This window comes from Gemmatimonas sp. (assembly GCF_044345575.1).
Classification (GTDB): Bacteria; Gemmatimonadota; Gemmatimonadetes; order Gemmatimonadales; family Gemmatimonadaceae; genus Gemmatimonas.
Window position 1 is genome coordinate 1 of sequence record NZ_JBIJAW010000026.1, and the last position, 20,447, is coordinate 20,447.

The 20,447-nt window shown below is 65.7% G+C and carries 19 protein-coding genes; 9 read left to right on the plus strand and 10 right to left on the minus strand.

Going from position 1 to position 20,447, the window contains the following annotated elements; genetic code table 11:
* On the plus strand, nt 1-874 hold an 874-nt coding region (locus tag ACIQ6O_RS03180), incomplete at its 5' end, for a cytochrome P450 (protein WP_396206326.1).
* Between the two features lie 101 nt (nt 875-975).
* Here ACIQ6O_RS03180 and ACIQ6O_RS03185 read toward each other — a convergent pair.
* Genes ACIQ6O_RS03185 through ACIQ6O_RS03195 form a run of 3 tightly spaced genes read right to left on the minus strand, consistent with a single transcriptional unit; the run spans nt 976 to nt 4,143 of the window.
* On the minus strand, nt 976-2,190 hold the full coding sequence (locus ACIQ6O_RS03185) for an ABC transporter permease (RefSeq protein WP_396206327.1): 1,215 nt from the start codon (nt 2,188-2,190) through the stop codon (nt 976-978).
* Nucleotides 2,187-2,966 carry an ABC transporter ATP-binding protein gene (locus ACIQ6O_RS03190; RefSeq protein WP_396206329.1) on the minus strand — a complete coding sequence of 260 codons (780 nt, stop codon included), beginning with the start codon at nt 2,964-2,966 and terminating at the stop codon, nt 2,187-2,189. The genes ACIQ6O_RS03185 and ACIQ6O_RS03190 overlap by 4 nt, the downstream gene beginning before the upstream one ends.
* 10 nt (nt 2,967-2,976) lie before the next feature.
* Nucleotides 2,977-4,143, minus strand: a complete 1,167-nt coding sequence (locus ACIQ6O_RS03195) for an efflux RND transporter periplasmic adaptor subunit (RefSeq protein WP_396206330.1) — start codon at nt 4,141-4,143, stop codon at nt 2,977-2,979.
* A gap of 231 nt (nt 4,144-4,374) precedes the next feature.
* On the opposite strand from ACIQ6O_RS03195, the gene ACIQ6O_RS03200 reads away from it, so the two are divergent.
* Entirely contained in the window at nt 4,375-5,481 is a 1,107-nt protein-coding gene (locus ACIQ6O_RS03200) for a hypothetical protein (RefSeq protein ID WP_396206331.1), read from the plus strand.
* Between the two features lie 62 nt (nt 5,482-5,543).
* Here the strand turns inward: ACIQ6O_RS03200 and ACIQ6O_RS03205 are convergent, their stop codons facing one another.
* Complete coding sequence (locus ACIQ6O_RS03205) at nt 5,544-6,332, minus strand: response regulator (protein WP_396206332.1); 789 nt, start codon at nt 6,330-6,332, stop codon at nt 5,544-5,546.
* Nucleotides 6,333-6,650: 318 nt separating this feature from the next.
* On the opposite strand from ACIQ6O_RS03205, the gene ACIQ6O_RS03210 reads away from it, so the two are divergent.
* The gene (locus ACIQ6O_RS03210; protein WP_396206333.1) at nt 6,651-7,352 is read left to right on the plus strand and encodes a hypothetical protein; all 702 of its coding nucleotides are present in this window, start codon (nt 6,651-6,653) and stop codon (nt 7,350-7,352) included.
* Nucleotides 7,353-7,394: 42 nt separating this feature from the next.
* Here the strand turns inward: ACIQ6O_RS03210 and ACIQ6O_RS03215 are convergent, their stop codons facing one another.
* Entirely contained in the window at nt 7,395-8,096 is a 702-nt protein-coding gene (locus tag ACIQ6O_RS03215) for a phosphoribosyltransferase (protein ID WP_396206334.1), read from the minus strand.
* 491 nt (nt 8,097-8,587) lie between these two features.
* Here ACIQ6O_RS03215 and ACIQ6O_RS03220 point away from each other — a divergent pair, with 491 nt between their 5' ends.
* Nucleotides 8,588-9,331 (plus strand): hypothetical protein, encoded by a 744-nt coding sequence (locus ACIQ6O_RS03220; RefSeq protein WP_396206335.1) that lies wholly within the window; start codon nt 8,588-8,590, stop codon nt 9,329-9,331.
* Nucleotides 9,332-9,727: 396 nt separating this feature from the next.
* On the opposite strand, the gene queG is transcribed toward ACIQ6O_RS03220, so the two are convergent.
* Together queG and ACIQ6O_RS03230 are read right to left on the minus strand one after the other, a co-directional pair.
* Nucleotides 9,728-10,810 carry a tRNA epoxyqueuosine(34) reductase QueG gene (gene queG / locus ACIQ6O_RS03225; protein ID WP_396206336.1) on the minus strand — a complete coding sequence of 361 codons (1,083 nt, stop codon included), beginning with the start codon at nt 10,808-10,810 and terminating at the stop codon, nt 9,728-9,730.
* Between the two features lie 38 nt (nt 10,811-10,848).
* Complete coding sequence (locus ACIQ6O_RS03230; protein ID WP_396206337.1) at nt 10,849-11,097, minus strand: hypothetical protein; 249 nt, start codon at nt 11,095-11,097, stop codon at nt 10,849-10,851.
* 53 nt (nt 11,098-11,150) lie between these two features.
* Here ACIQ6O_RS03230 and ACIQ6O_RS03235 point away from each other — a divergent pair, with 53 nt between their 5' ends.
* The gene (locus ACIQ6O_RS03235; protein ID WP_396206338.1) at nt 11,151-11,477 is read left to right on the plus strand and encodes a nucleoside triphosphate pyrophosphohydrolase family protein; all 327 of its coding nucleotides are present in this window, start codon (nt 11,151-11,153) and stop codon (nt 11,475-11,477) included.
* A 79-nt stretch (nt 11,478-11,556) separates the two neighbouring features.
* On the opposite strand, the gene ACIQ6O_RS03240 is transcribed toward ACIQ6O_RS03235, so the two are convergent.
* Nucleotides 11,557-12,393, minus strand: coding sequence for an alpha/beta fold hydrolase (locus ACIQ6O_RS03240; protein WP_396206339.1), 837 nt, complete (start codon nt 12,391-12,393; stop codon nt 11,557-11,559).
* A 117-nt stretch (nt 12,394-12,510) separates the two neighbouring features.
* Entirely contained in the window at nt 12,511-13,956 is a 1,446-nt protein-coding gene (locus ACIQ6O_RS03245) for an alkaline phosphatase family protein (protein ID WP_396206340.1), read from the minus strand.
* 313 nt (nt 13,957-14,269) lie between these two features.
* On the opposite strand from ACIQ6O_RS03245, the gene ACIQ6O_RS03250 reads away from it, so the two are divergent.
* The 4 genes from ACIQ6O_RS03250 to ACIQ6O_RS03265 all read left to right on the plus strand — a co-directional run bounded on the left by ACIQ6O_RS03250 (nt 14,270) and on the right by ACIQ6O_RS03265 (nt 18,959).
* Nucleotides 14,270-14,980 (plus strand): TIGR00730 family Rossman fold protein, encoded by a 711-nt coding sequence (locus ACIQ6O_RS03250; protein ID WP_396206345.1) that lies wholly within the window; start codon nt 14,270-14,272, stop codon nt 14,978-14,980.
* Nucleotides 14,981-15,082: 102 nt separating this feature from the next.
* Nucleotides 15,083-17,215, plus strand: coding sequence for a TonB-dependent receptor (locus tag ACIQ6O_RS03255; protein ID WP_396206341.1), 2,133 nt, complete (start codon nt 15,083-15,085; stop codon nt 17,213-17,215).
* A 252-nt stretch (nt 17,216-17,467) separates the two neighbouring features.
* Nucleotides 17,468-17,953 (plus strand): GreA/GreB family elongation factor, encoded by a 486-nt coding sequence (locus ACIQ6O_RS03260; protein ID WP_396206342.1) that lies wholly within the window; start codon nt 17,468-17,470, stop codon nt 17,951-17,953.
* A 25-nt stretch (nt 17,954-17,978) separates the two neighbouring features.
* A complete protein-coding gene (locus ACIQ6O_RS03265) occupies nt 17,979-18,959 on the plus strand; it encodes a zinc-dependent alcohol dehydrogenase family protein (protein ID WP_396206343.1) in 981 nt (326 codons plus the stop codon).
* Nucleotides 18,960-19,008: 49 nt separating this feature from the next.
* Here the strand turns inward: ACIQ6O_RS03265 and ACIQ6O_RS03270 are convergent.
* On the minus strand, nt 19,009-20,447 hold a 1,439-nt coding region (locus tag ACIQ6O_RS03270), incomplete at its 5' end, for a glycerol-3-phosphate dehydrogenase/oxidase (RefSeq protein WP_396206344.1).

Genomic DNA, 20,447 nt, shown 5'->3' on the forward strand with positions numbered 1-20,447 from the left:
GCGGGTGGAAGCGCTGCGGCCGATCATCGAAGGCTTGGCGCACGAGCTTGTCGATGCGTTCCCGCGCGAGCCCTTCGATCTCCTCACGCACTACGCGACGCCCATTCCCGTGCGCATCATCGCTCGCTTGCTCGGCGTGCCCCAGGCCATGGCGCCGCAACTACTGGCGTGGTCACACGACATGGTGGCGATGTACGGCATGGGGCGCACGTACGAGGTCGAGACGCGGGCCGATACGGCGGCGGCGGAGTTCTCGCAGTACATCCGCGAGCTGGTGGCGGACCGCCGCGCCAGCCCCGGCGACGATCTGCTGTCGGTACTCATTGAAGCGGAGGAGCAGGGGGATACCCTCTCCGAGGCCGAACTGGTGAGCACCGCCATTCTCCTGCTCAACGCCGGCCACGAAGCCACGGTGCACGCCCTAGGGAATGCGGTGAACGCCGTGCTGCGCCACGGAGTACGCATGCAGGAATTCGTGGCTGACGATGCTGGTATGGCACGCCTCGTGGAGGAGTCGCTGCGGTTCGTGCCGCCGCTGCACCTGTTCAAACGCTACGTGCTGGCGGATACCGAAGAGAGCGGTATTCCTCTCAAGAAAGGCGAGCAGATCGCGCTCGTGCTGGGTGCTACCGGGCGCGACCCGCGGCTGCACGAGGCCTCGGACGTGCTGCTCCCCGGGCGGGCACAGCCGCTGCACACCAGCTTCGGCGCCGGCATTCACTTTTGCGTTGGCGCCCCGCTGGCCCGGCTCGAACTCCAGTGCGCGCTGCGCGTGCTCTTTCTGCGCTGCCCGCGTCTCGCGCTTGCCGGCAACGCACAGCCCAAGGACAGCTGGCATTTCCACGGGCTGGACGCGCTGTTCGTGCAGGTGTGAGGCAATCAGGCGATATCCACGGAACTCGAAGCGAGGCGTGAGCCGGGGCTGCTGCGCTTCGCACCGGATACGCTTTCGGCGCGCTGAGTGCGCCGCCGCGCTCACTCGTAACGCAACGCGTGAATCGGATCGAGGGCCGCCGCCTTGCGCGCCGGATACAGGCCAAAGAACACCCCCACCGCGGCCGAAAAGCCGGCGGCGATGAGCATCGACGAGAGCGTGGTAGCCGTTTGCCAATGCATGATGCGCCCGAGGACGGCCGCTCCGAGCATGCCGGCGAGTAACCCCAGCACGCCGCCCATCAGGCTCAGGACGACACTTTCCACGAGAAACTGCGTGAGCACGTCCGAGCCCCGAGCACCCACGGCCATCCGGATGCCGATTTCCCGTGTACGCTCCGTGACCGACACGAGCATGATATTCATGATGCCGATACCGCCTACCACGAGCGAGATCGAGGCAATGGCCGCCAGGAGCGTCGTCATCACGGTCGTGGTACTCGTGGCGGCGGATGCGAGAACGGTCTGGTCGCGTACCGAGAAATCGTCGGCGCCACCCCCGACGTCGTGCGCCTCCCGCAGAATCCCGCGAATCTCATCGATCGCCCCTGGAATGTCCGACGGTGACGCGGTCATGGCCAGAATCTGTCCCACGAAATAGAAGTTGCTGATGCGAGACTGGGCGGTGGTATACGGCAGGACAACCACATCGTCCTGATCCACCCCGTTGGCCGATTGGCCCTTGGACGCAAGAACGCCGATGATCGTGACCGGGGTGCGGCCAAGCCTGACGCGCTGTCCCACCGCTTCCCCATCGGGAAACAGCCCCTCGGCAACGGTCTTTCCCAACAGCACGACGGTCCGTTTGCTGCGCACGTCCTCATCGGTGAAGGCTACGCCGCTGGCGATCGGCCAATTCCGAATCTGAAAAAAGCTGGTCGCCACCCCGCTCACTTCGGTTCGCCAGTTCCCGCCGGAACTGACCACCTGCGCACGGGTGGTCACCACCGGAGAAACAGCCACGAGCAGACTCGCTTCGCGCTGGATCTTTTCCATGTCGTCGATCGTGAGTCGGTTGAACGACTGCGCTCCCTGACTCGCCCCCCCGGTCTGTGTCGCCCCTGGCGTAATGACGATGAGATTGGTTCCCAAGTTGGCAATCTGCCCTTCGATCTGACGCTGGGCGCCGTTACCGATGGCCACCATGATGATCACCGCACCCACGCCGATCACGATGCCGAGCATGGTGAGGAGGGTACGCATCGCGTTTCTGGTGATGCTTTGCCACGCCATCCTGAGCAGGACGCTGACTTTCATTGCTTGCTCTCCACTGCATCCCGTGCCAGGAGGTCCGCCGCGGCACTTCGGCGCTGCTCTACCGGATGATCACGCAGGATACGCCCGTCTCGCATGTCGATGATGCGTTTGGCGTAGTGGCTGACCTCCAGTTCGTGCGTCACAAGCAGAATGGTGATGCCTTGATCATTCAGTTGCTGGAACAGCGACATCACGTCACACGTGGTGCGTGAGTCGAGATTGCCGGTCGGTTCATCGGCGAGCAGAAGCGCCGGATCGGTCACCAGTGCGCGGGCAATGGCCACCCGTTGCTGTTGGCCCCCGGAGAGTTCACTCGGGACATGAGCTAACCGCGAGCCGAGTCCTACCCGCTCAAGCGCGGCCCGGGCCTGCGCCTTGCTGTCTCGATGCCTGCGAACGCGATCGTACAGCAGCGGAAGTTCGACGTTGTCGAGCGCCGAGGTGCGGGCGAGCAGGTTGAAGCCCTGGAACACGAAACCCACGTCGCGGTTCCTGAGGTCGGCGAGGGCATCCCTCGACAGCCCGTCCACCCGAACGCCGTTTAGTTCATACGACCCGCTCGACGGCGTGTCGAGACAGCCGAGGATGTTCATCAGTGTGGACTTCCCCGAACCTGAGGCTCCCATGATGGCGATAAACTCTCCGGGGGAAACGGTGAGGTCCACGTGGCGCAACGCAAGGACCTCGTTGCTGCCGATGCGATATCGCTTGCTGATATCGCGCAGGCGGATGAGCGGTGGCGCCAGCGCCGCGTCGACGTTCAGGGTGCTGAGCATCGTACCTCACTCAGAACGGCGTGGGCGGGCCGCCACGGCGCTGCCCACCCGGCTGCGGCGTCTGAAACGGGCTCGTCGAAGCACTGCCCGGAACAATCGTGTTAGCCGTGGTGCCAATGACCACCAGCATTCCCTCGGCAAGTCCGTCACCGCTCACAGCTGTGCGCGTGCCGTCGGTGAGTCCCACGCGCACAGCACGCATGAGGAGACTGTCCCCATGCAAAATGTAGAGCGTGCCTGCGCGTTCGCGTGCCCCGCTGGGTCGCGAGACTCCTACCTGGCTTCCGGGACGAAATCGAAGCGCCGCATTCGGTACAGTGAAGACGTTCGTGGCTTCGCCGGTCACGAACGTCACGGTGGCTGTCATGCCGGGGAGCAGCAAGCCGTCCTTGTTGTTCACCTTGACGACGACGGTATAGCTCACGACGTTGTTCGCGCTCGTGGAGGCCAGGCGTACCGCTTCGACCGCACCCGAAAACGGTCTATTGGGAAAAGCCTGTACGGTGAACTCGACTGCCTGTCCTGCATGGATGCGGCCGATGTCGCTCTCGTCGACAAGGGCCAGAATCCGCATACGTGTGAGGTCATTCGCGATGACGAACAGTCGTGGTGCCGACAGGCTCGCCGCCACGGTTTGTCCGACATCGATCGCACGTTCGATCACCACGCCGTCGATCGGCGCATGAATGTCGGTATAGGACAGATTCTGCCTGGCGCGCTCGAGGGCCACCATGGCCGAGGTGACGTTACTGACGGCCAGCGTGCGGTTCGTCCGTGCAAGTGCATACTCAGCCTGCGTAACGAAGCCGCCATCATGCAGGGCGGATGTCCGCGCGAAATCGTCTTCCGACTGCACGAGTTGAGCTTCGGCCCGGGTGCGTACGGCCTCTGCCTCCTGGATCGCTTGCCGCTGCAGCGTGGGGTCGATCCTCGCAATCAGCTGTCCTCGCCTTACACGGTCGTTGTAGTCGGCATACAGCGCGGCGATCTGACCGGACACCTGAGTGCCGACCTCGACCGTGCGCACGGCACTCAACGAACCTGTGGCAGTCACCGACGCCCGCAAATCCCCCTGCTCGACGGTACCCGTGCGGTATTGCGGCGGGGACGGTGTTCGGAACGAACGCCACCACCATCCCGCCGCCGCCAATCCGATCAGCACCGCTGTGGTGAGCAAGACACGCGAAACGGTACGCATTGTGGTTCACTGCGGGCTCGAGGTCGAGAGATCCCGGCGACAGCGCCGCTGGACCTCATCTGTATGCTGCACCAAACGTCGGTAACCCGTGTCGGCCTTTGGCTGACGCACCTGTCGGGTATGATCGCGCAGCAATCGTACGGCGATCAAGTAAGGTCGTAGGCAGTGAAGTTCGCCGCGCCCATGGCAGTCATGAGGGGAGGATGCACGATGTTTACGCGACCAGAGTTGATGCAGCTGCGCCGACAGTTGAAGTCGACCCCAACGCTGAGCGTGTATCTGTCCGAAGACACGGATGATCCGGCCCAGCGTGGAAACGGGCGCCGTGCGTTGGCGCATCGGTTCGCGCATCTGCGAGACGCGATGCGTGATGCCGCGCACGCAGATCGGGAGGCGCTCGATCGTGCGATTGCGCATGCCGAGCAGCAGGTGCGCGCCATTCCCGTCACTGCATGCTTCAAGGGATGGGTGGCTTTCGTGTCCGAAATGGGTGTGCAGCACAGTGCCATGTTGCCGGTACCAGTGCCGACCGAGGCGGTTTGGGGAGACGGGCTGTGGCTCTCGCCATACATCCGTGGGCTCGACTACCAGTGCTCTGCGCTCGTTGTCATGACCGATTCGCGCATGGCCACGCTGTGGCGGTATCGTGATGGCGTGTTCGAGGTGTTGGCGACGCTCGAGGCGGACGTACCGGCCTTGTCGGCGAGCCATCTGGGTGCGCCGCCCCAGCAAGGGTTTCATCCGGGCACCCGTGGTCGAACGGCCGCGGACGCGAATGCCCGCGTGCGACGGGTGAAGGCCGCGAGATTGGCGACCGAGGTCGCCGATCAGCTGCGTATGGCCGCACTTCCGGATGAGTTGATCCTCGTCGGTGGTATTCCAGCGATGGCCCATGCTGTTGCTTCCCAGCTGCTCGAGCACGAGCATGCCCAGGCTCCGGTCTTGGCTGGTCTCGATATCCACGCCGGCCTTCCAGAGATCGCCACACGGGTCGAGGTAGCACTCGACACTTGGCGTCTCGAACGACGTCGTGCCTTATGGCATGAACTGACGGAATCCGGCATCGTCGGCGCGCATGCCGCCTTCGGAGTGACCGCGACCGAAGCGGCTTTACGCCTGGGGGGCGTGTCCCGCCTGCTCATTACGGAAGAGTTCGAACGGCGCGACCCGGCTGCTACCGAAGCCGTGGTGCAATTGGCATGTGAGGGTGATGCGCAGATCACCTACGTGGGAGGTGACACTGCGGCGCACCTCCAGAAACGGGGCGCGGGGATCGCGGCCCGATTGCGCTTCCCGATTCCCCAACCGGTTGCCTGAAACGTGTGCGGCGTTCCCTCGGCGCGGTGGCTGGACCGCGCCGAGGAAGGCGCGGTACACAATCAGCGGTGCAGCAGGCCGATCTCGAGGGCGAATCGAACGTACTCCGATCGGTGACGAAGTCCGAGTTTCTCCTCGATGCGTTCCTTGTACGTCTCGACGGTCTTGTTGCTGATACCGAGCTGTTCGCCGATCTCCACACCACCGTAGCCTTGCGCCGTCAGTTCGAGCACGCTGCGCTCCCGTTGGCTCAGGTGATTGAGGTCCTCGGCAAGTCGCTGTCGTGGAGAATTGGTTCGGCTGCGCTGATGTGTCGCGAGGAGCCGCGCCACCCGAGGTCGAACGTACACGTCGCCGCGGGCAACAACGCGAATCGCCTCGACCAGCTCCTGCTCCGCGGCCTCCTTCGTCAAATACCCGCAGGCTCCGGCTTCGAGCAAGGCCAGCAGGTACTCCTCTTCCGGGTACATGCTGAGGATCAGTACGTGTACTGATGAGGCACGTTCGGTGAGGAGACGGGTCGTGACCGCGCCGTCGGACCCATTCATGTCGAGATCCATCACCAGGACATCGGGCGCCAGACGCTCGACCGTCGTAACCGCCTCATCCCCATTGTTGGCTTCGCCCACGACGTCGATGTCCGTGGACTGACGCAGCAGCAAGCGCAATCCGGCACGGAACAAGGTGTGATCATCAGCGAGCACCACCCGAATGGGCGTGTCGGAGGCCGGTACACCACGTCGGGCGTACGACTGACTGATGAGTTTGCTGCCGATCGCCGCCAGGGCGTCGGCCTGCGCATCGCGTGCGCTGCCACGTGGTGGCAATGATCGCGTTGGTAGAACACTCATTGAACAATCCTCCCGATCACCCAGCGCCTGATGCGCGTGCCGCTGACAATGGAGACGGTCACGGGGGCCTGAGGACGAGGTACGACCTGCAGGCCGGTCAGCGCTGGCGATACAGCGTAGGGTACACGCACCCGGGAGGCACGCATGTAGGGAAGAGTCCGACATGGTGTACACCAAACGTACCGGCGACCGCCCCTGACACGTTCGACGGCCTGATGCGCATCGTCGGACGATGCCTGACCGCGCGTCCGTAACGATCTGATTCATCGTCGCGCCGGAGACGGCGACAATGCCGAGCCATCAACACGGGAGGCAGGCATGCACAACCATCACCTGGTCGCATTCGGTATCATCCTGGGCGCCACCGTCATCGGGTGCGCGAAGGAGACCTCGCAGATCGCCGTGGACACCACGGCCAGCACGAGTGTTCGCGCCGCTGAGCCAACGCCACCCCAGCGCGACTCGGCCACCGGGCGTCTTGCGCTGCGCACGGAAGCACAACAGCACTTCGACGCGGCACGCGAGGCGCTTCGCTTCAAAGACCCGAAGACGATGGCCTCGGCGCTTCGCGCTGCGGCCACCGTGGTGCACCAGCAGACCGATAGCGCAGCGAATGAAGTCAAGGCACACCTCAATGAGGTCGCACATGAGCTCGATACGCTGGCGAATCGTGCCGAAAGCGGTGCGAAGCTGACTGCTGATCGTCTCGACCGGCTCTTTGCCAGGGCGAATCAGGCCGAAGCCGAACGTCACCAACGACGATCGGTGGACGCGCTGATACTGCGCGACACGCTGCGCGCCGCCGAGGACATGCTCATGGCTGTCGATCACCTCGAGCGCGCGGCGCGGGACGCCAGGATCCCGCTCGACCAGCCGGCTTTGGCCGTCGCACACTCTGCACGCGCCCTCGGCGCCGACCTGCTCGACCGGCACGCACCGGGGCAACGGAGCATCCAGGCGGTGCAGGATTCATTGGGACGTGAAATCCGCCAGTTCGGCATGCGGGTTCGACGCCGCTGAGCATCGGCCGTGGACGTGTCTGATATGTCGTCGTGGCGCCGCTCAGCCTGTGGTCGATGCAAGCTGGTGGGTGGAGCGGCGCTCGGCGTCGGCAAGAAGATCGATCACGTCCTGATCGCCGGTGGGTGAAAAATCATCGTACCACATTCCCACCGCATACATCTGCTCGGTTTCCACGATGCAGGCACAGGCGTCGGCTTCATGGCGCAGGTAGGCGCACGCCTCGGTCGAGGCCACGGGCACGGCGGTGATGATCCGGTGTGCGTGGGCCTGTCGTGCGGCGAGGATGGCGGCGCGCATCGTGGCCCCTGTGGCGAGACCATCGTCGACGAGTACGACGTCGAGCCCCGCCAGATGCAGTGCCGGGCGCGAACTGCGATAGGCCCGGCGTCGACGCAGGAGTTCGATGCGCTCCTGTCGAACGATCTGGTCGATGAGCAACCAGGCCTCGGGATGTTGACGAAGTGCCTCCTCGTTGAGGATCTGTGCCGTGTCGCCGTTGAAGGCCGCGATGGCGCCCAGGGCATATTCCTCGAATCCGGGCATCCCCAGTTTGCGGACTGGCATCACATCGAGCGGCGCGCCGAGGAGCTTGGCGACCTCGTAGGCTACGGGCACGCCGCCGCGTGGAAGTCCAAGTACGATGACCGAATGCTCGCTGGTCGAGTAGTCGACGAGCGCGGCCACCCGTACGGCCAGCTGCCTGCCGGCATCGCGGCGGTCGCGAAATGTGTGCGGTGTCATAGTAGCGTCGATTCCAATGGATTCACGTGTGGTACGCAGTGCTGCGACGTGGGGCGAACCTCTGCGAACCTGTAGCAGTCTTTGGCGTCACGCTGTTCCGGAACGTCCGACACACTGTCGGATTGCGTCTGATGTTGCGCGCTGGGGTGCGGTCGTATGCTTCCCCTGCGTTCGCGAACGGTACATCGCGAACGGATGCCTTCTCCCGGGACGCCGTGCGGAAGGCCGCCCTGCCACAGTTCGAGTGGCAGGACAGATCGGGAGGTCGCTGGCCCTGATCGATGTGTTGCGTAGGCAATGCCCCTGAAGCGAGGCCGTTCGCCGAGGGGAAGAGCGCCACCTTGATCATTGGAGACGCAGGGCAACCTGAGACTCCGGTGATATCGAACCCACAATGGATGGCGTTCACCAGCGAGCGACCCCCCTGTACGTGCGCAAGCACTTGCAGGGGGGTCGCGACATTGTGCGTTGACTCCTTCTCTGGAGCGCCCATGACTTCGATTGCCTTTCGTTGCCGCGCCGCGCTCGGCGTGGCCAGTCTCATTAGCCTCGGCGCATGCGCCTCGGCCTTCCTCCTGCCCGCACCCTCGGCAAAGACCATCGCCGGTGCGGGGAACATCGCCGTGGACGAGGTCGGCGGCGTGCGGGTCTCCGTGCAGGCCGATGCCTGGCAGGGTGATCGTTCTGTACTCGGCCACGTGCAGCCCATGCGTGTGACCATCGAAAACCGCACGCGATACACCGTCCGTGTTCGATACGGCGATTTCGCGCTGCTGGCCAACGGCGGCAAACGCTATCCGGCATTGCCGCCATTTCGTGTGGAGGGGGACCTCCTGTCGCCCGTGTTGTCTGCCGGGATCGGGCCCATCATGATGCCCGGGTTCAGTTACCGGCACTTCTACGTGGCGCCCTACTTCGCGCGGCTGTACCCGGGAGTGCCGGTCTATGCGCGATCATACCTCTTCTACGACCCCGGCTATTACGCATTCTGGTACAGTGACTTCAGCCGGGCGGTTCGCCCCTCGGTCGAGGTGTTGTCGTTGGCGCTTCCCGAAGGGGTGATCGAGCCGGACGGCCGAGTGTCGGGATTCCTCTATTTCCGCACGGTCGATCCGAAGCACACGGCCATTGCCTTCCGTGCCAGCATCGTCGCGATTCATGACGGCACGACCGAGCTCGGTGGCGTGGTCGTGGGAGAGGTTTCGGTCCCGTTCAGCGTCAGTAGAAAGCGGTGATCTGACATGGTGTCGGATTTCGTCTGATGTTGCGCGCTGCGGTGCGGTCGTATGCTTCCCCTGCGTTCGCGAACGGTACATCGCGAACGGATGCCTTCTCCCGGGACGCCGTGCGGAAGGCCGCCCTGCCACAGTTCGAGTGGCAGGACAGGTCGGGAGGTCGCTGGCCCTGATCGATGTGTTGCGTAGGCAATGCCCCTGAAGCGAGGCCGTTCGCCGAGGGGAAGAGCGCCACCTTGATCATTGGAGACGCAGGGCAACCTGAGACTCCGGTGATATCGAACCCACAATGGATGGCGTTCACCAGCGAGCGACCCCCCTGTTCGTGCGCAAGCACCGGCAGGGGGGTCGCGACGTTTGTACCATCTGGGCTGATGAACAGCGACGCCGGAGCGACTACGACTCGAAGGGCGAAGGTGGGGCATCAGGCCCTGCCGCACTAAGCGAAACACGGCTCGTTGCCCACCCAGCATGCTCACGGACGATGTCCTGCTCGTGCTCCTGCATCGCCTCGAGCACCGCGAGGTCCTCCTCGGTGCCGATGTTCCCCAGCACCACGCACGCGTTTCGCTGCAGCATCCACAGCTTGGCGCGTTTGATGGCCGAGCCACGAAAGGCCGCGGCGTAGTCGGTCGGTGACATCATGAGGAGTTCGCGTGCCAGCGCACGCACGCCCTCGCGATCGTACGCGTCGACGAACATGTCGCGCGGCGCAAACTCAGGGAGCATCGCGTCGCGGGCGAACTTGCGGTTCCACGGACACACGTCGTTGCAGACGTCGCACCCGTAGAGCAGCCCGCCCACACCCTCACGCAGCTCCAGCGGGATGGCGCCGCGATGCTCGATGGTGAGATAGCTGATGCACCGGTTGGCGTCGAGCACGCGCGGCGCGGGGAGGGCTCCGGTGGGGCACGCATCCAGACAGCGGGTGCACGATCCGCACCGGTCCGTCTCGAAGGGCATACTTGGCTCGAGCTCCAGCTCCACCAGCAGCGACGCGAGAAACACGAAGGAGCCGGCCCGCGGCGTGATGAGCATGGTGTTCTTGCCGAACCAGCCAAGCCCGGCGCGTTGGGCCAGATCGCGTTCGAGCAGCGGGCCGCTGTCCACGTATGGCCGCGCATTCACCGGATGGCCGAGTTCGCGCTCCAGCCACACGTGCAGTTCGCGCACCCGGTCGCGCAGCACCTCGTGGTAATCATCGCCGCGCGCGTAACGCGCGACCGCACCCGATGGTGCGCGACCGCCGTACGAGGCGGCGAGGACGACGGCGTGGGTTGCTCCCGGATGCGGACGGCGCGCGTCACGGCGCAGTTCGGCGCCCGCGCCGTCGAGGTAGTGCATGCCGGCGTGTTGCCCACGCGATAGCCAGGCGTCGAATGCCGCCCGCGTGGCCGGCTCCCCGAGTGCCGCGACGCCGACGGCATCGAACCCCAAGCCGTAGGCGAACGCCGTGAGTCGATGTGTGAGCGAATCCATGGGGAATGGGCGATGTGTGCCGGCGCCCGATCGCTCGGTCAGGGCTGCCGACCCACCCAGCGTGCAAACGCAATCACGTCGTCGGCCAGGGGGATCGCCCCCTCGTCACCATAGGCCGTGTACATGCGCCACCGGACATACGTGGTGGCCGGTAGCGGCAGAAACGGAAAGCGCCGATACCAGTGTCGGTGCCGAAAGCGCCACGCCACGCGCAACAGGTCCACGGCCAGTGCCGGGTTGAGCAGCGAGCGCAGGGCAAGGGTCAGGGTGAGGGAAATCCACGCCATCCCTGAAATATAGCGGCGGCGGGTCGCCGACGAACTGTGTAAATTCGTCGCCCATGAACTTCGACGACTATCAGCAGCTGGCGGCCAGAACGCTCGGGCGCGACCGCACGCACGAGCAGCAGCTCGCGAACGCCGCCCTAGGGCTCACTGGTGAGGCCGGCGAAACGGCCGAGATCATCAAGAAGCACCTGTTCCACGCGACGCCCCTCGATCGGGACGCCATCATCAAGGAGCTGGGCGACTGTCTGTGGTACATCGGCGCCTTCGCTACGGTGCTCGATCTGTCCATGGAGGAGATCGCGCAGCGCAACATCGAGAAGCTCCGGAAGCGCTATCCTGAGGGCTTCGACCCGGAGCGCAGCCGCAACCGCACCGAGTAGCGTCGTTACGCTTCGGCGCGCGGCAGTGGCACGAGCAATCGTCTGCACCGCAAGCGGGCATGGACGGCGTCCATGGAATTCAGGCAGCAGCGGTGACCGACGGGCTTCGTGCCGGGCCATCGAGATAGTCGCGAATGACCCGGATCGTTTCATCCGGATGCGTAAGGTGCGGGCAATGCCCCGTCGCCTGCAGCGCCTGGTAGGTGCTGTTGGGGACGTGCCGGGCCATCCACTCACCAACCGCTGTGGGGGCGATGGCATCTTGTGCGCATTGCATGATGAGCGACGGGGTGGTGACGCGCACCACGTCCTCCCGGTGATCTGAGAGAAACGTCGCCTCGGCGAAGTGGCGCGCGATGACCGGATCCGTCTCGCAGAAGCTGGCTGCGAGTTCCGCCGCGTATGCTGGCTGCTCGGGATTGCCCGCGATGGTCGGCGCGAGGGCGTTGGCCCATCCCGTGTAGTTCTTCTCCATCATGTCGAGCAGCCCGGCGATGTCCTGCTGTTCGAAGCCCCCGTAGTAGTGCGGCGGATCGTTCAGATAGCTCGGCGAGGGGCCCACCAGCACGAGACGCGCGAAGCGGGACGGGCGGCGGAGCGAGGCCAGCATGCCCACCACCGCGCTCACCGAATGTCCCACGAAGATCACGTCGTGCAAGGCCAGCGCTTCGATGATCTCGAGTACGTCGCTGGCGTATCCCTGCAACGTGCTGTAGCGGGTGGGATCATACGCGCGCAGGTCAGAGCGGCCCGAACCGACGTAATCGAATAGCACCACCTTGTGCGTCGCTTCGAAGGCCGGGGCGACGTATCGCCACATGGACTGGTCGCACCCGAACCCGTGCGCGAACACGACGGCCTGATCACCGTGGCCGGAGACTTGAACGTTGTTGCGGAGAAGAACGGAGGCAGGCATGACGTGAAGCGTAGCGCGATGCATCAGCACACGGTCGGTGCCCAGCCGGCGTCGGACGGACAACCTTGGACGATGAAGTGCGTCGCGCGCCAGGCGCGTGCACTGCCCCTGCGGGTGCTACCGCAGAAAGGAGCGTCCGTCGAAGCGAGTATCGGCAGGGATGGCCAAAAGGTCCAATGCCGAGGGCACGATATCGGTGGTGCGCTGCGGCGCTCGCGCGACCGGGACATCCACGATGAGGGGGACCAACATCTGGTCTCTGAGCAGTGCGCCGTGGGTCGACACGTGCGGAACCGGTTCGAAGCGTGCGCGAAGATCCCACCCCTCGGCCGCCGAGACCAGCACGTCGCCCGACCGGGCACTCGCCCCCAGCAGTGAGAGCTGCACGAGGGCGTCGGGATATCGTCCACCGGCGGTCACCTCCCACGCCGTGCAGGCATCGAGGTCGTGCAACGAGCCACCCAGCTCCAACGGATCCCCGTCGGTGCACACGTACGACCAGCGCGCGTCCGAGCCACGACCCGAATGGCGGACCTCCGCGGTCCCTCGCCCATGATGCCGGATCTGTACGACGTCGGCCGACACGTTTACCGCCAATAGGTCGATCGCCGGGCGCTCCACCAGCCGATCGAGCAGACGATCCCACGCCGGGGCGTGACTGCTCCACCAGCGGCGGGCGCGCTCATTGGGGGTGAAGTACAGATGGGCCATCGCATTGCCGCCCACCATGAGTACCACATCGGGGTTTCGCACGTTGAGCCGCGGATGCGCACGCACCCGCAACCCCTGCGCCTCGAGCCATCCGTGCAGATCCTCGTGCTGCGTGATGTCGTCGTGCCCGTGATCGCCGGTGAGCCAGATGTGCAGGGACTCACGCCAGCCATCGCGTTCGGCGATGCGCTGTGCCGTGGCCACGGCGGTATCGACATCGGCGACGGCGGTACGTACGGCGTCGGACCGTGAGCCATACTTGTGCGCGAACTTGTCACCGCTGAGGATGCCGAGCACCGACATGCGCGGACGGATGCGGGTGAATCGGTCGAAGAACACTTTGTGGGCGTACTGTTCGACCCGTCGCCAACCGAGCAGGTCGCCACGGAAATGGGCTGGTGCGGCACGAAACATCCAGCCGACGCCACGTCCGATTCGCCCGTGTGTCGCACCGCGGCCGATCATGCTGAGGGCCGCCAGCGACGGTTGCGCGTACTCCAGGAGCGTCGGCACGTCGTTCGCGAGGTCCCCGTCGACGTGCCAGATGTCGATACCGGCATAACTGCGCGACTGGCCCGATGCCCAGCGCAGCGAGCGGCTGCGATCGAACCACCGCAGCCCCGGCATGCCCACGCGCGCGGGGTGGGTGCCCATGAGGAACGGCACGTACGCCGGTCCGGTCACGGAGGGGAATGAGGAGGTGATGATGTGCGCGCTGCCATGCTGCCGCAGGGCGGCCAGCGCGGGCGCACGTCCCGCATCCATCTCCTCGGCGAGCACATCCGGACGCACGCCATCGGCCACCACCAGGAGCAACCGGCGTGCCCCCGTGGTATCATGCCTCACGGTCATGTCCCGTCGGCGACCGCTGCGCTGTCGTGGTGCTCTGTTCGTTGGTCTTCACTGGCTCACCGCATCAACCTGCAATTTCATGGCGAAATCCCGTCGCAACGCGCCCCGTACGGCCACCGGCAAGCAGGCGTCGCCCGTTACCAGATCCACGGCTGAGCAGCAGTCCGTGGCGGCGTACAAGGAGCGGACGGAAGAAGGGCATCGGGCGGCAGGGCGTGATCCGGCCACCACGGGGCACCTCGTCTCGAAGGGCGCGCGGGCCGTCCGCCGAAGCGATCCACGTCTGGTGGACCAATCGCTTCGTGATCGGCCAATGCTTACCGAAGACGAAAAGTTGCTGCAGAGCCCCAAGGAGGAAGCAACCGCCTTCACGCGCTCCGACCCGTGGCGCGTCATGCGCATCACCTCGGAATTCGTGGAAGGCTTCGATGCGCTGTCGGACATCCAGAAGGGTGTGACCATCTTCGGCTCGGCCCGCACGGGACCTGATGATCCCATGTACGACGCGGCCCGGGAAACCGCGCGGCTGCTGGCGGAGCAGGGATTCTCCATTCTCACGGGGGCGGGCCCGGGCATCATGGAGGCGGCCAATCGCGGGGCAAAGGACGCGAATGGTCACTCCGTGGGGTGCAACATCGAACTGCCCTTCGAGCAGGGCGCCAATCCGTATGTCGATACGCTGGTGAACTTCCGCTACTTCTTCGTGCGGAAAACGATGTTCATCAAGTACTCGAATGCGTTCATCATTTTCCCCGGCGGGTTCGGTACGCTCGACGAACTGTTCGAGGCGCTCACGCTCATTCAGACCGGGAAGATCTACCAGTTTCCGGTCGTCCTGTTCGGGACACACTACTGGGCAGGGCTGGTGCGCTGGATCAGCTCGCGGATGGTGGCGGAGGGGAAGATCTCGCCTGGCGATCTGGACCTGCTGCTGCTCACCGACGATCCGCGTGAGGCGGCGCAGGCGGTCATGGATGCGCACGAGGCGCAGACCGCGAGCCGCGTCCTGCACGACGAGGCGTAGGGCGGGCTGACGGCTCCAGGCTCTAATCCCGATTGACAACATCGGGATTGGTTGGTTACACTGCGGGCGCAGTAGTTGAGAGTCGCTCTCATCAAAGAGTTCATGCTCGCGCCCCTGATCCTTACGCTCGCGGTGGCCGCCGTCCCCCAGGACACGGCGCGCCGATCGTTTGCAGATACCGCCACACCCCGGCCGGCCGTTCGGGTGGCCCGCCCCGACACCCAGCAGCTGCTGACGGTGAAGGTGCGCGCTCACGCGGCCCGGTCGACGCGCTACCTCGCGCCGGCCACGAGCGCGGCGACACGCACGCTCACGCCGCTCCGCGAGGTTCCGCAGTCCGTCACCGTCCTCGGCGCCCCCATTCTGGCCGACCTCAACATCCAGTCCATGGCCAAGGCCGTGGAGTACCTCCCCGGTATCACCATGGGCCAGGGAGAGGGGCACCGCGATGCTCCCACGATTCGCGGCCAGAGCAGCACCGCCGACTTTTTCATCGATGGGGTGCGTGACGACGCGCAGTACCTGCGCGACACCTACAACGTCCAGCAGATCGATGCCGTGAAGGGGGCCAACGCCACCGTGTTCGGTCGCGGCGGCGGTGGCGGGGTCCTCAACCGCGTCGGCAAGCGCGCCGACTGGACGCCGGCCTACCTTGGCCGCGTGGAAACGGGCTCGTGGAATCAGCGCCGCACCACGCTCGACCTCAATCAGCCCTTCGGCAAGCGTGCGGCCGGTCGACTCAACCTCCTGTACGAGAACAGCGACTCCTTCCGGCGCAGCATGGGCTACGAGAAGTGGGGCGCCAACCCCACCACGACCGTGATGCTTGGTCGCGTGCAGCTCCGTGCCGGCGTGGAGCGCTACGTGGACAACCGCACGGTCGACCGTGGGCTGCCGTCAGCGAACGGCGTGCCGTCGCGCCTCGACACCCGCGTGTTCGTGGGCAATCCCGACGCCAGCCAGTCCGGCATCACGGTGGACGGGGCCAATGCGCAGCTCGAGTTCGACAACGGGCACGGCTTCACCTTCCGCTCGCACTCGCGCGCGTTCCGCTACGACAAGTACTACGAGAACGTGTTCGCCAGCAGCGCCGTGAACGCCGCCGGGACGCAGTTCAGCCTCGGCGCCTACCGTGATGCGGTCGATCGCCGCAGCGTGTTCACGCAGAATGATGCGATCTGGAAGACCGAGGGACGTCACGTACGCTCCACGCTGCTCGTGGGCACGGAGCTCAGCCGGCAGCGTTCCGACCAGCTCCGCGAAACGGGGTACTTCAACAACACGGCGACCGTGGTCACCGCCGCCGTGACGGCGCCCACCGTGTTTACGCCGGTGACGTACCGCCCGAGTGCCAGCGACGCCAGCAACGATGCCACGGCCACCGTGGCTGCCGCCTTCGTGCAGGAGCAACTGCATCTCGGCCGTTTCGTACAACTGGTCGGTGGGGTGCGCCACGATCGCTTTACCATCGACGTGCTCAATCGCCGCAACAACACGCGCTTGGCTCGTACCGACAACCTGGTGTCTCCGCGCGCGGCGGTGGTGATCACGCCCGCGGCGAACGTCTCGCTGTACGGCAGTCAGAGTGTGTCGTTTCTGCCGAGCACGGGCGATCAGTTCACGTCGCTGTCGGTGACCGCGCAGACGCTCATGCCCGAGCGGTTCCGCAATCAGGAATTGGGGTTCAAGTGGGATGCCCGTCCTGACTTTGCGATCACGGCGGCGTACTTCGCGGTGGACCGCACCAACACCACGGCGCCCGATCCGTTCGACGCGACGCGTCTCGTGCAGAGCGGGCATCAGCGTACGACCGGCGCCGAGTTGGGTGTGCAGGGGTCGCCGATGCGCGGGTGGAGCGTGACCGGTGGTATCGGCGTTCAGGATGCACGCGTCGTGAGCCGTACCGCCGCGGCGCGACAGGGGGCTACCGTGCCGTTGGTCCCGCGCACGACGGCGTCCCTCTTCAACAAGGTACAGCTGCGCCGATCGCTGGCCGTGGGGGGCGGGGTGGTGCATCAGGGGCAGCGATATGCGGCCATCGACAATGCCGTCATGTTGCCGGCGTTCACCCGCGCCGACGCCGCCGCCTACCTGACGCTGCCGCGCGGCCTCATGATGCAGCTGAACGTGGAGAACGTCTTCGACGCGCGCTATTTCGCCACGTCGCACGGCAATAACAACATCATGCCCGGGGCGCCGCGCGCCTTCCGCCTGACCTTCGGTCTGCAGCCCTGACGGCGGTGGGCTGACCCCCGTTCCCTCGCGCGGCGAACCGGAGGCGAAGCGGAAAAGGGGGAACTGACATTTCTTCCAATATCAGTTCAACCCCACCTGCCGATCACGCTGGAGCCTGGGGACCGCGACCGAGCCTGCCCAGCCCGCCTCAAGGGTTGAACCGCCCGCACAACGGGGCATATTTCGACTTCCAGTGCGCCCGGCCCTCCCGGCCGGGCGCTCGCTTTTATCCCGGCCTCAGCTGGCACGCGCATGTTTCAGGAACTCATCGCCCAGATGGCACGCGAAGTCGAGAAGCTCCAGTTCGAGCTGAACGTCACGCTGCCCGCGGAAATCCGTAAGGCCGTCGAACTCGGCGACCTCAAGGAAAACAGTGAGTACAAGGCCGCGCTGGAGCGCCAGCAGTTCGTGCAGGCGCGTCTCGGGCAGCTCACGCAGCGTGTGACCAAGCTGGCGAACATCGACATCACGCAGATCCCGGCCGATAAGGTGGGGCTCGGTTCGAAGGTGGTGGTCGAAGACGAGGCCACGAAGAGCAAGGAGTCGTACGAGCTCGTGTTCGGCGACGCCGGCGAACTGCACGACGGCCACGTGACCATGGGCTCGCCCATTGGTCGCGCGCTGCAGGGCAAGGGCGTGGGCGAGACGTGCATCCTCAAGTTGCCCACCAAGGTGCGTCGTCTCGTCATCACCGAGCTCTACACCATTCACGACCGCAACGCGGACGATCTCGCGTAACGGTTCCACTCCGCACGGAGGCACGATGCAGCAGGCAGTCTACGACACGCGCGGCGCCGATCCCCACACGCGCATCCACTGCATCGAGCGTGATACGGCCACCCCCGGCGCGGGGGAGGTGCTGGTCGAAATGATCGCCGCGCCGATCAACCCGTCGGACGTACTCACGATCACCGGGCAGTACGGTGCGCTGCCACCGCTGCCGGCCATTGGCGGCAACGAAGGCGTCGGACGCGTCGCGGCGCTTGGCGAGGGTGTCACCGGCATCGAGGTGGGCACGCGCGTGCTGATGCCGATCGCTGCCGGCAGCTGGGTGTCGCACACGGTGGCCAAGGCCCAGTCGCTGATGCCGCTCCCCGCCGAGGGCGATGCGCTGCAGCTCGCGATGCTCACGGTGAATCCGCCCACTGCCTCATTGCTGCTCTCGGAGTTCGTCGAGTTGCAGGCGGGCGACTGGGTCATGCAGAACGCGGCCAATAGCGCCGTGGGGGAATACGTCATCCAGCTGGCGAAGGCGCGCGGCCTGCACACGGTGAATGTGGTACGGCGCGACGACATGGTGCCGGTGCTCGAGGCGCTTGGCGCTGATGTGGTGGTGGTGGACGGGCCCGATCTCGCGGCGCGTGTGGCAGCCGCGACCAACGGCGCCAAGATCCGCCTTGCGTTCGATGCGGTGGGCGGATCGGCGACCGACCGCCTCGCGCAGAGTGTGGCCGTGGGGGGCACGGTGGTCAACTACGGCGCGATGAGCGGTGAGGCGTGCAAGGTGGCGCCGGGTTCCTTCGTGTTCCGCAACATCACGCTGCGCGGATTCTGGCTCGCCTTCTGGTTCCGTCAGGCCACTGTGCCGCAGCAGATGGCGCTGTACACCGACCTGGCGCAGCGCATCGCGCGTGGTGAACTCACGGCGCGGGTGCACCGCACCTTCCCGCTGGCGCAGGTGCAGGACGCGGTGGCGCTCGCCGCAAGCGGTGGCCGCGATGGAAAGGTATTGCTCGTTCCCTGACCTGCTCGCGGGTGGGTGTGGGGAACGGCTTTCGCGAAAGCAGTTCCTCTCACTTCTCAATCGAGAAGATCCGAGTCACATCCCCGTCGTATTCGGCCACGGCGCGGTGCTGCTGCTCGTCGCTCCAGCCAAGAGCGGCACCCATCAGCGGTGCAATGCGCCGCGCCGCGCTCCGACCGTGGTCTCGCGTCTCGAACCCGATGTGCGTGCGCCTGATGAGTACGTCGCTCAATGTGCACGCCCATTCGTGCGCGATGGCGTACGGCACCTCGGCCATGAGATACGGGAGCCCGGACACGATGCGCTCGGCGTGGGCCGCATCGTGGGTGGCGTACTGCCACACTCGCATCCACTCGCAGCCGTAGGTGTGCATCAGGTGCTCGCTCACGGCGTCGTCGCGGGTGGCGGTGCGTATGTCGGCCAACAGCGCGTCGCGTGACGTGAAGTCCCCACCGGGGAGCGGGGTGTGGGCGCTGTCGCGCGTGTCGCCAGTCGGCGGCGCGTGACGTGCCGCCTCACCCAATTCCCGCCGCGCGTGGGTGAACACATCCGCGGCCATGGCGCGATAGGTGGTGAGCTTGCCGCCCGTGACGCTCACGAGGCCATCGGCGCGGTGCGTGATGGCGTGTTCGCGGCTGGCGGCGTTGGCGCTGTGCTCGCCCGCGCGTACCGCGGCGAGTGGACGAATGCCGCACCAGGCACTGATCACATCGGCAGGACCAAGTGCCGCGTGCGGAAAGCTGCGATTGACCGTATCCAGCAGGTAAGTCACATCGCGTTCCGTGGCACGAATCTCGTCGGGGCCACCCTGCGCCGGGCGTTCGGTGGTACCGATGATCGCGTGTGCTCCCGCCGGTAGCACGAACATCACCCGCCCGTCGAGCGGTGACACGATGGTCACGGCGTCGCGGTTTCCGATACGGTGCCGCGGCACGAGCACGTGCGTACCGGCCGACCCGAGCACTTGATGGCCGCTCGATTCGCCGGTGAGCGCGGCGGTGGCATCGCTCCACGGACCGGTGGCATTGATGACCACCCGGGCCCGTACCTCCAGTGTCTGGTTGCCGAGGTGATCGTGTACCAGGGCGCCGACGAGGCGATGATGGGCGTTCCGCAGGGGGCCCACCACGCCCGCATGGTTGACCACCACGGTGCCGACGGCGTGTGCGCCACGCGCGGTCGCGAGCGTGAGCCGCGAGTCGTTGGTGGCGGCGTCCCAGTACCGCGCGCCCCCCTCGAGCCCCTCGCTCGCCAACGCCGGCTCGACGGCGAGAATGCCGTGCGCATCGAGCGCGTCGTGATTCCGCACGTTGCGGAACAGCGCCAGCATGTCGTACAGCAGCAGACCGGCGCGCACCTTCCACTTGGGCACGCGCGCGCCGGTGTACACCGGCCAGGTGAACGCCAAGGGGCGCACGAGGTGCGGGGCCAGCCTCATCAGCACGCGCCGCTCACGACTCGACTCGAACACCATGCCCAGGTGTCCGT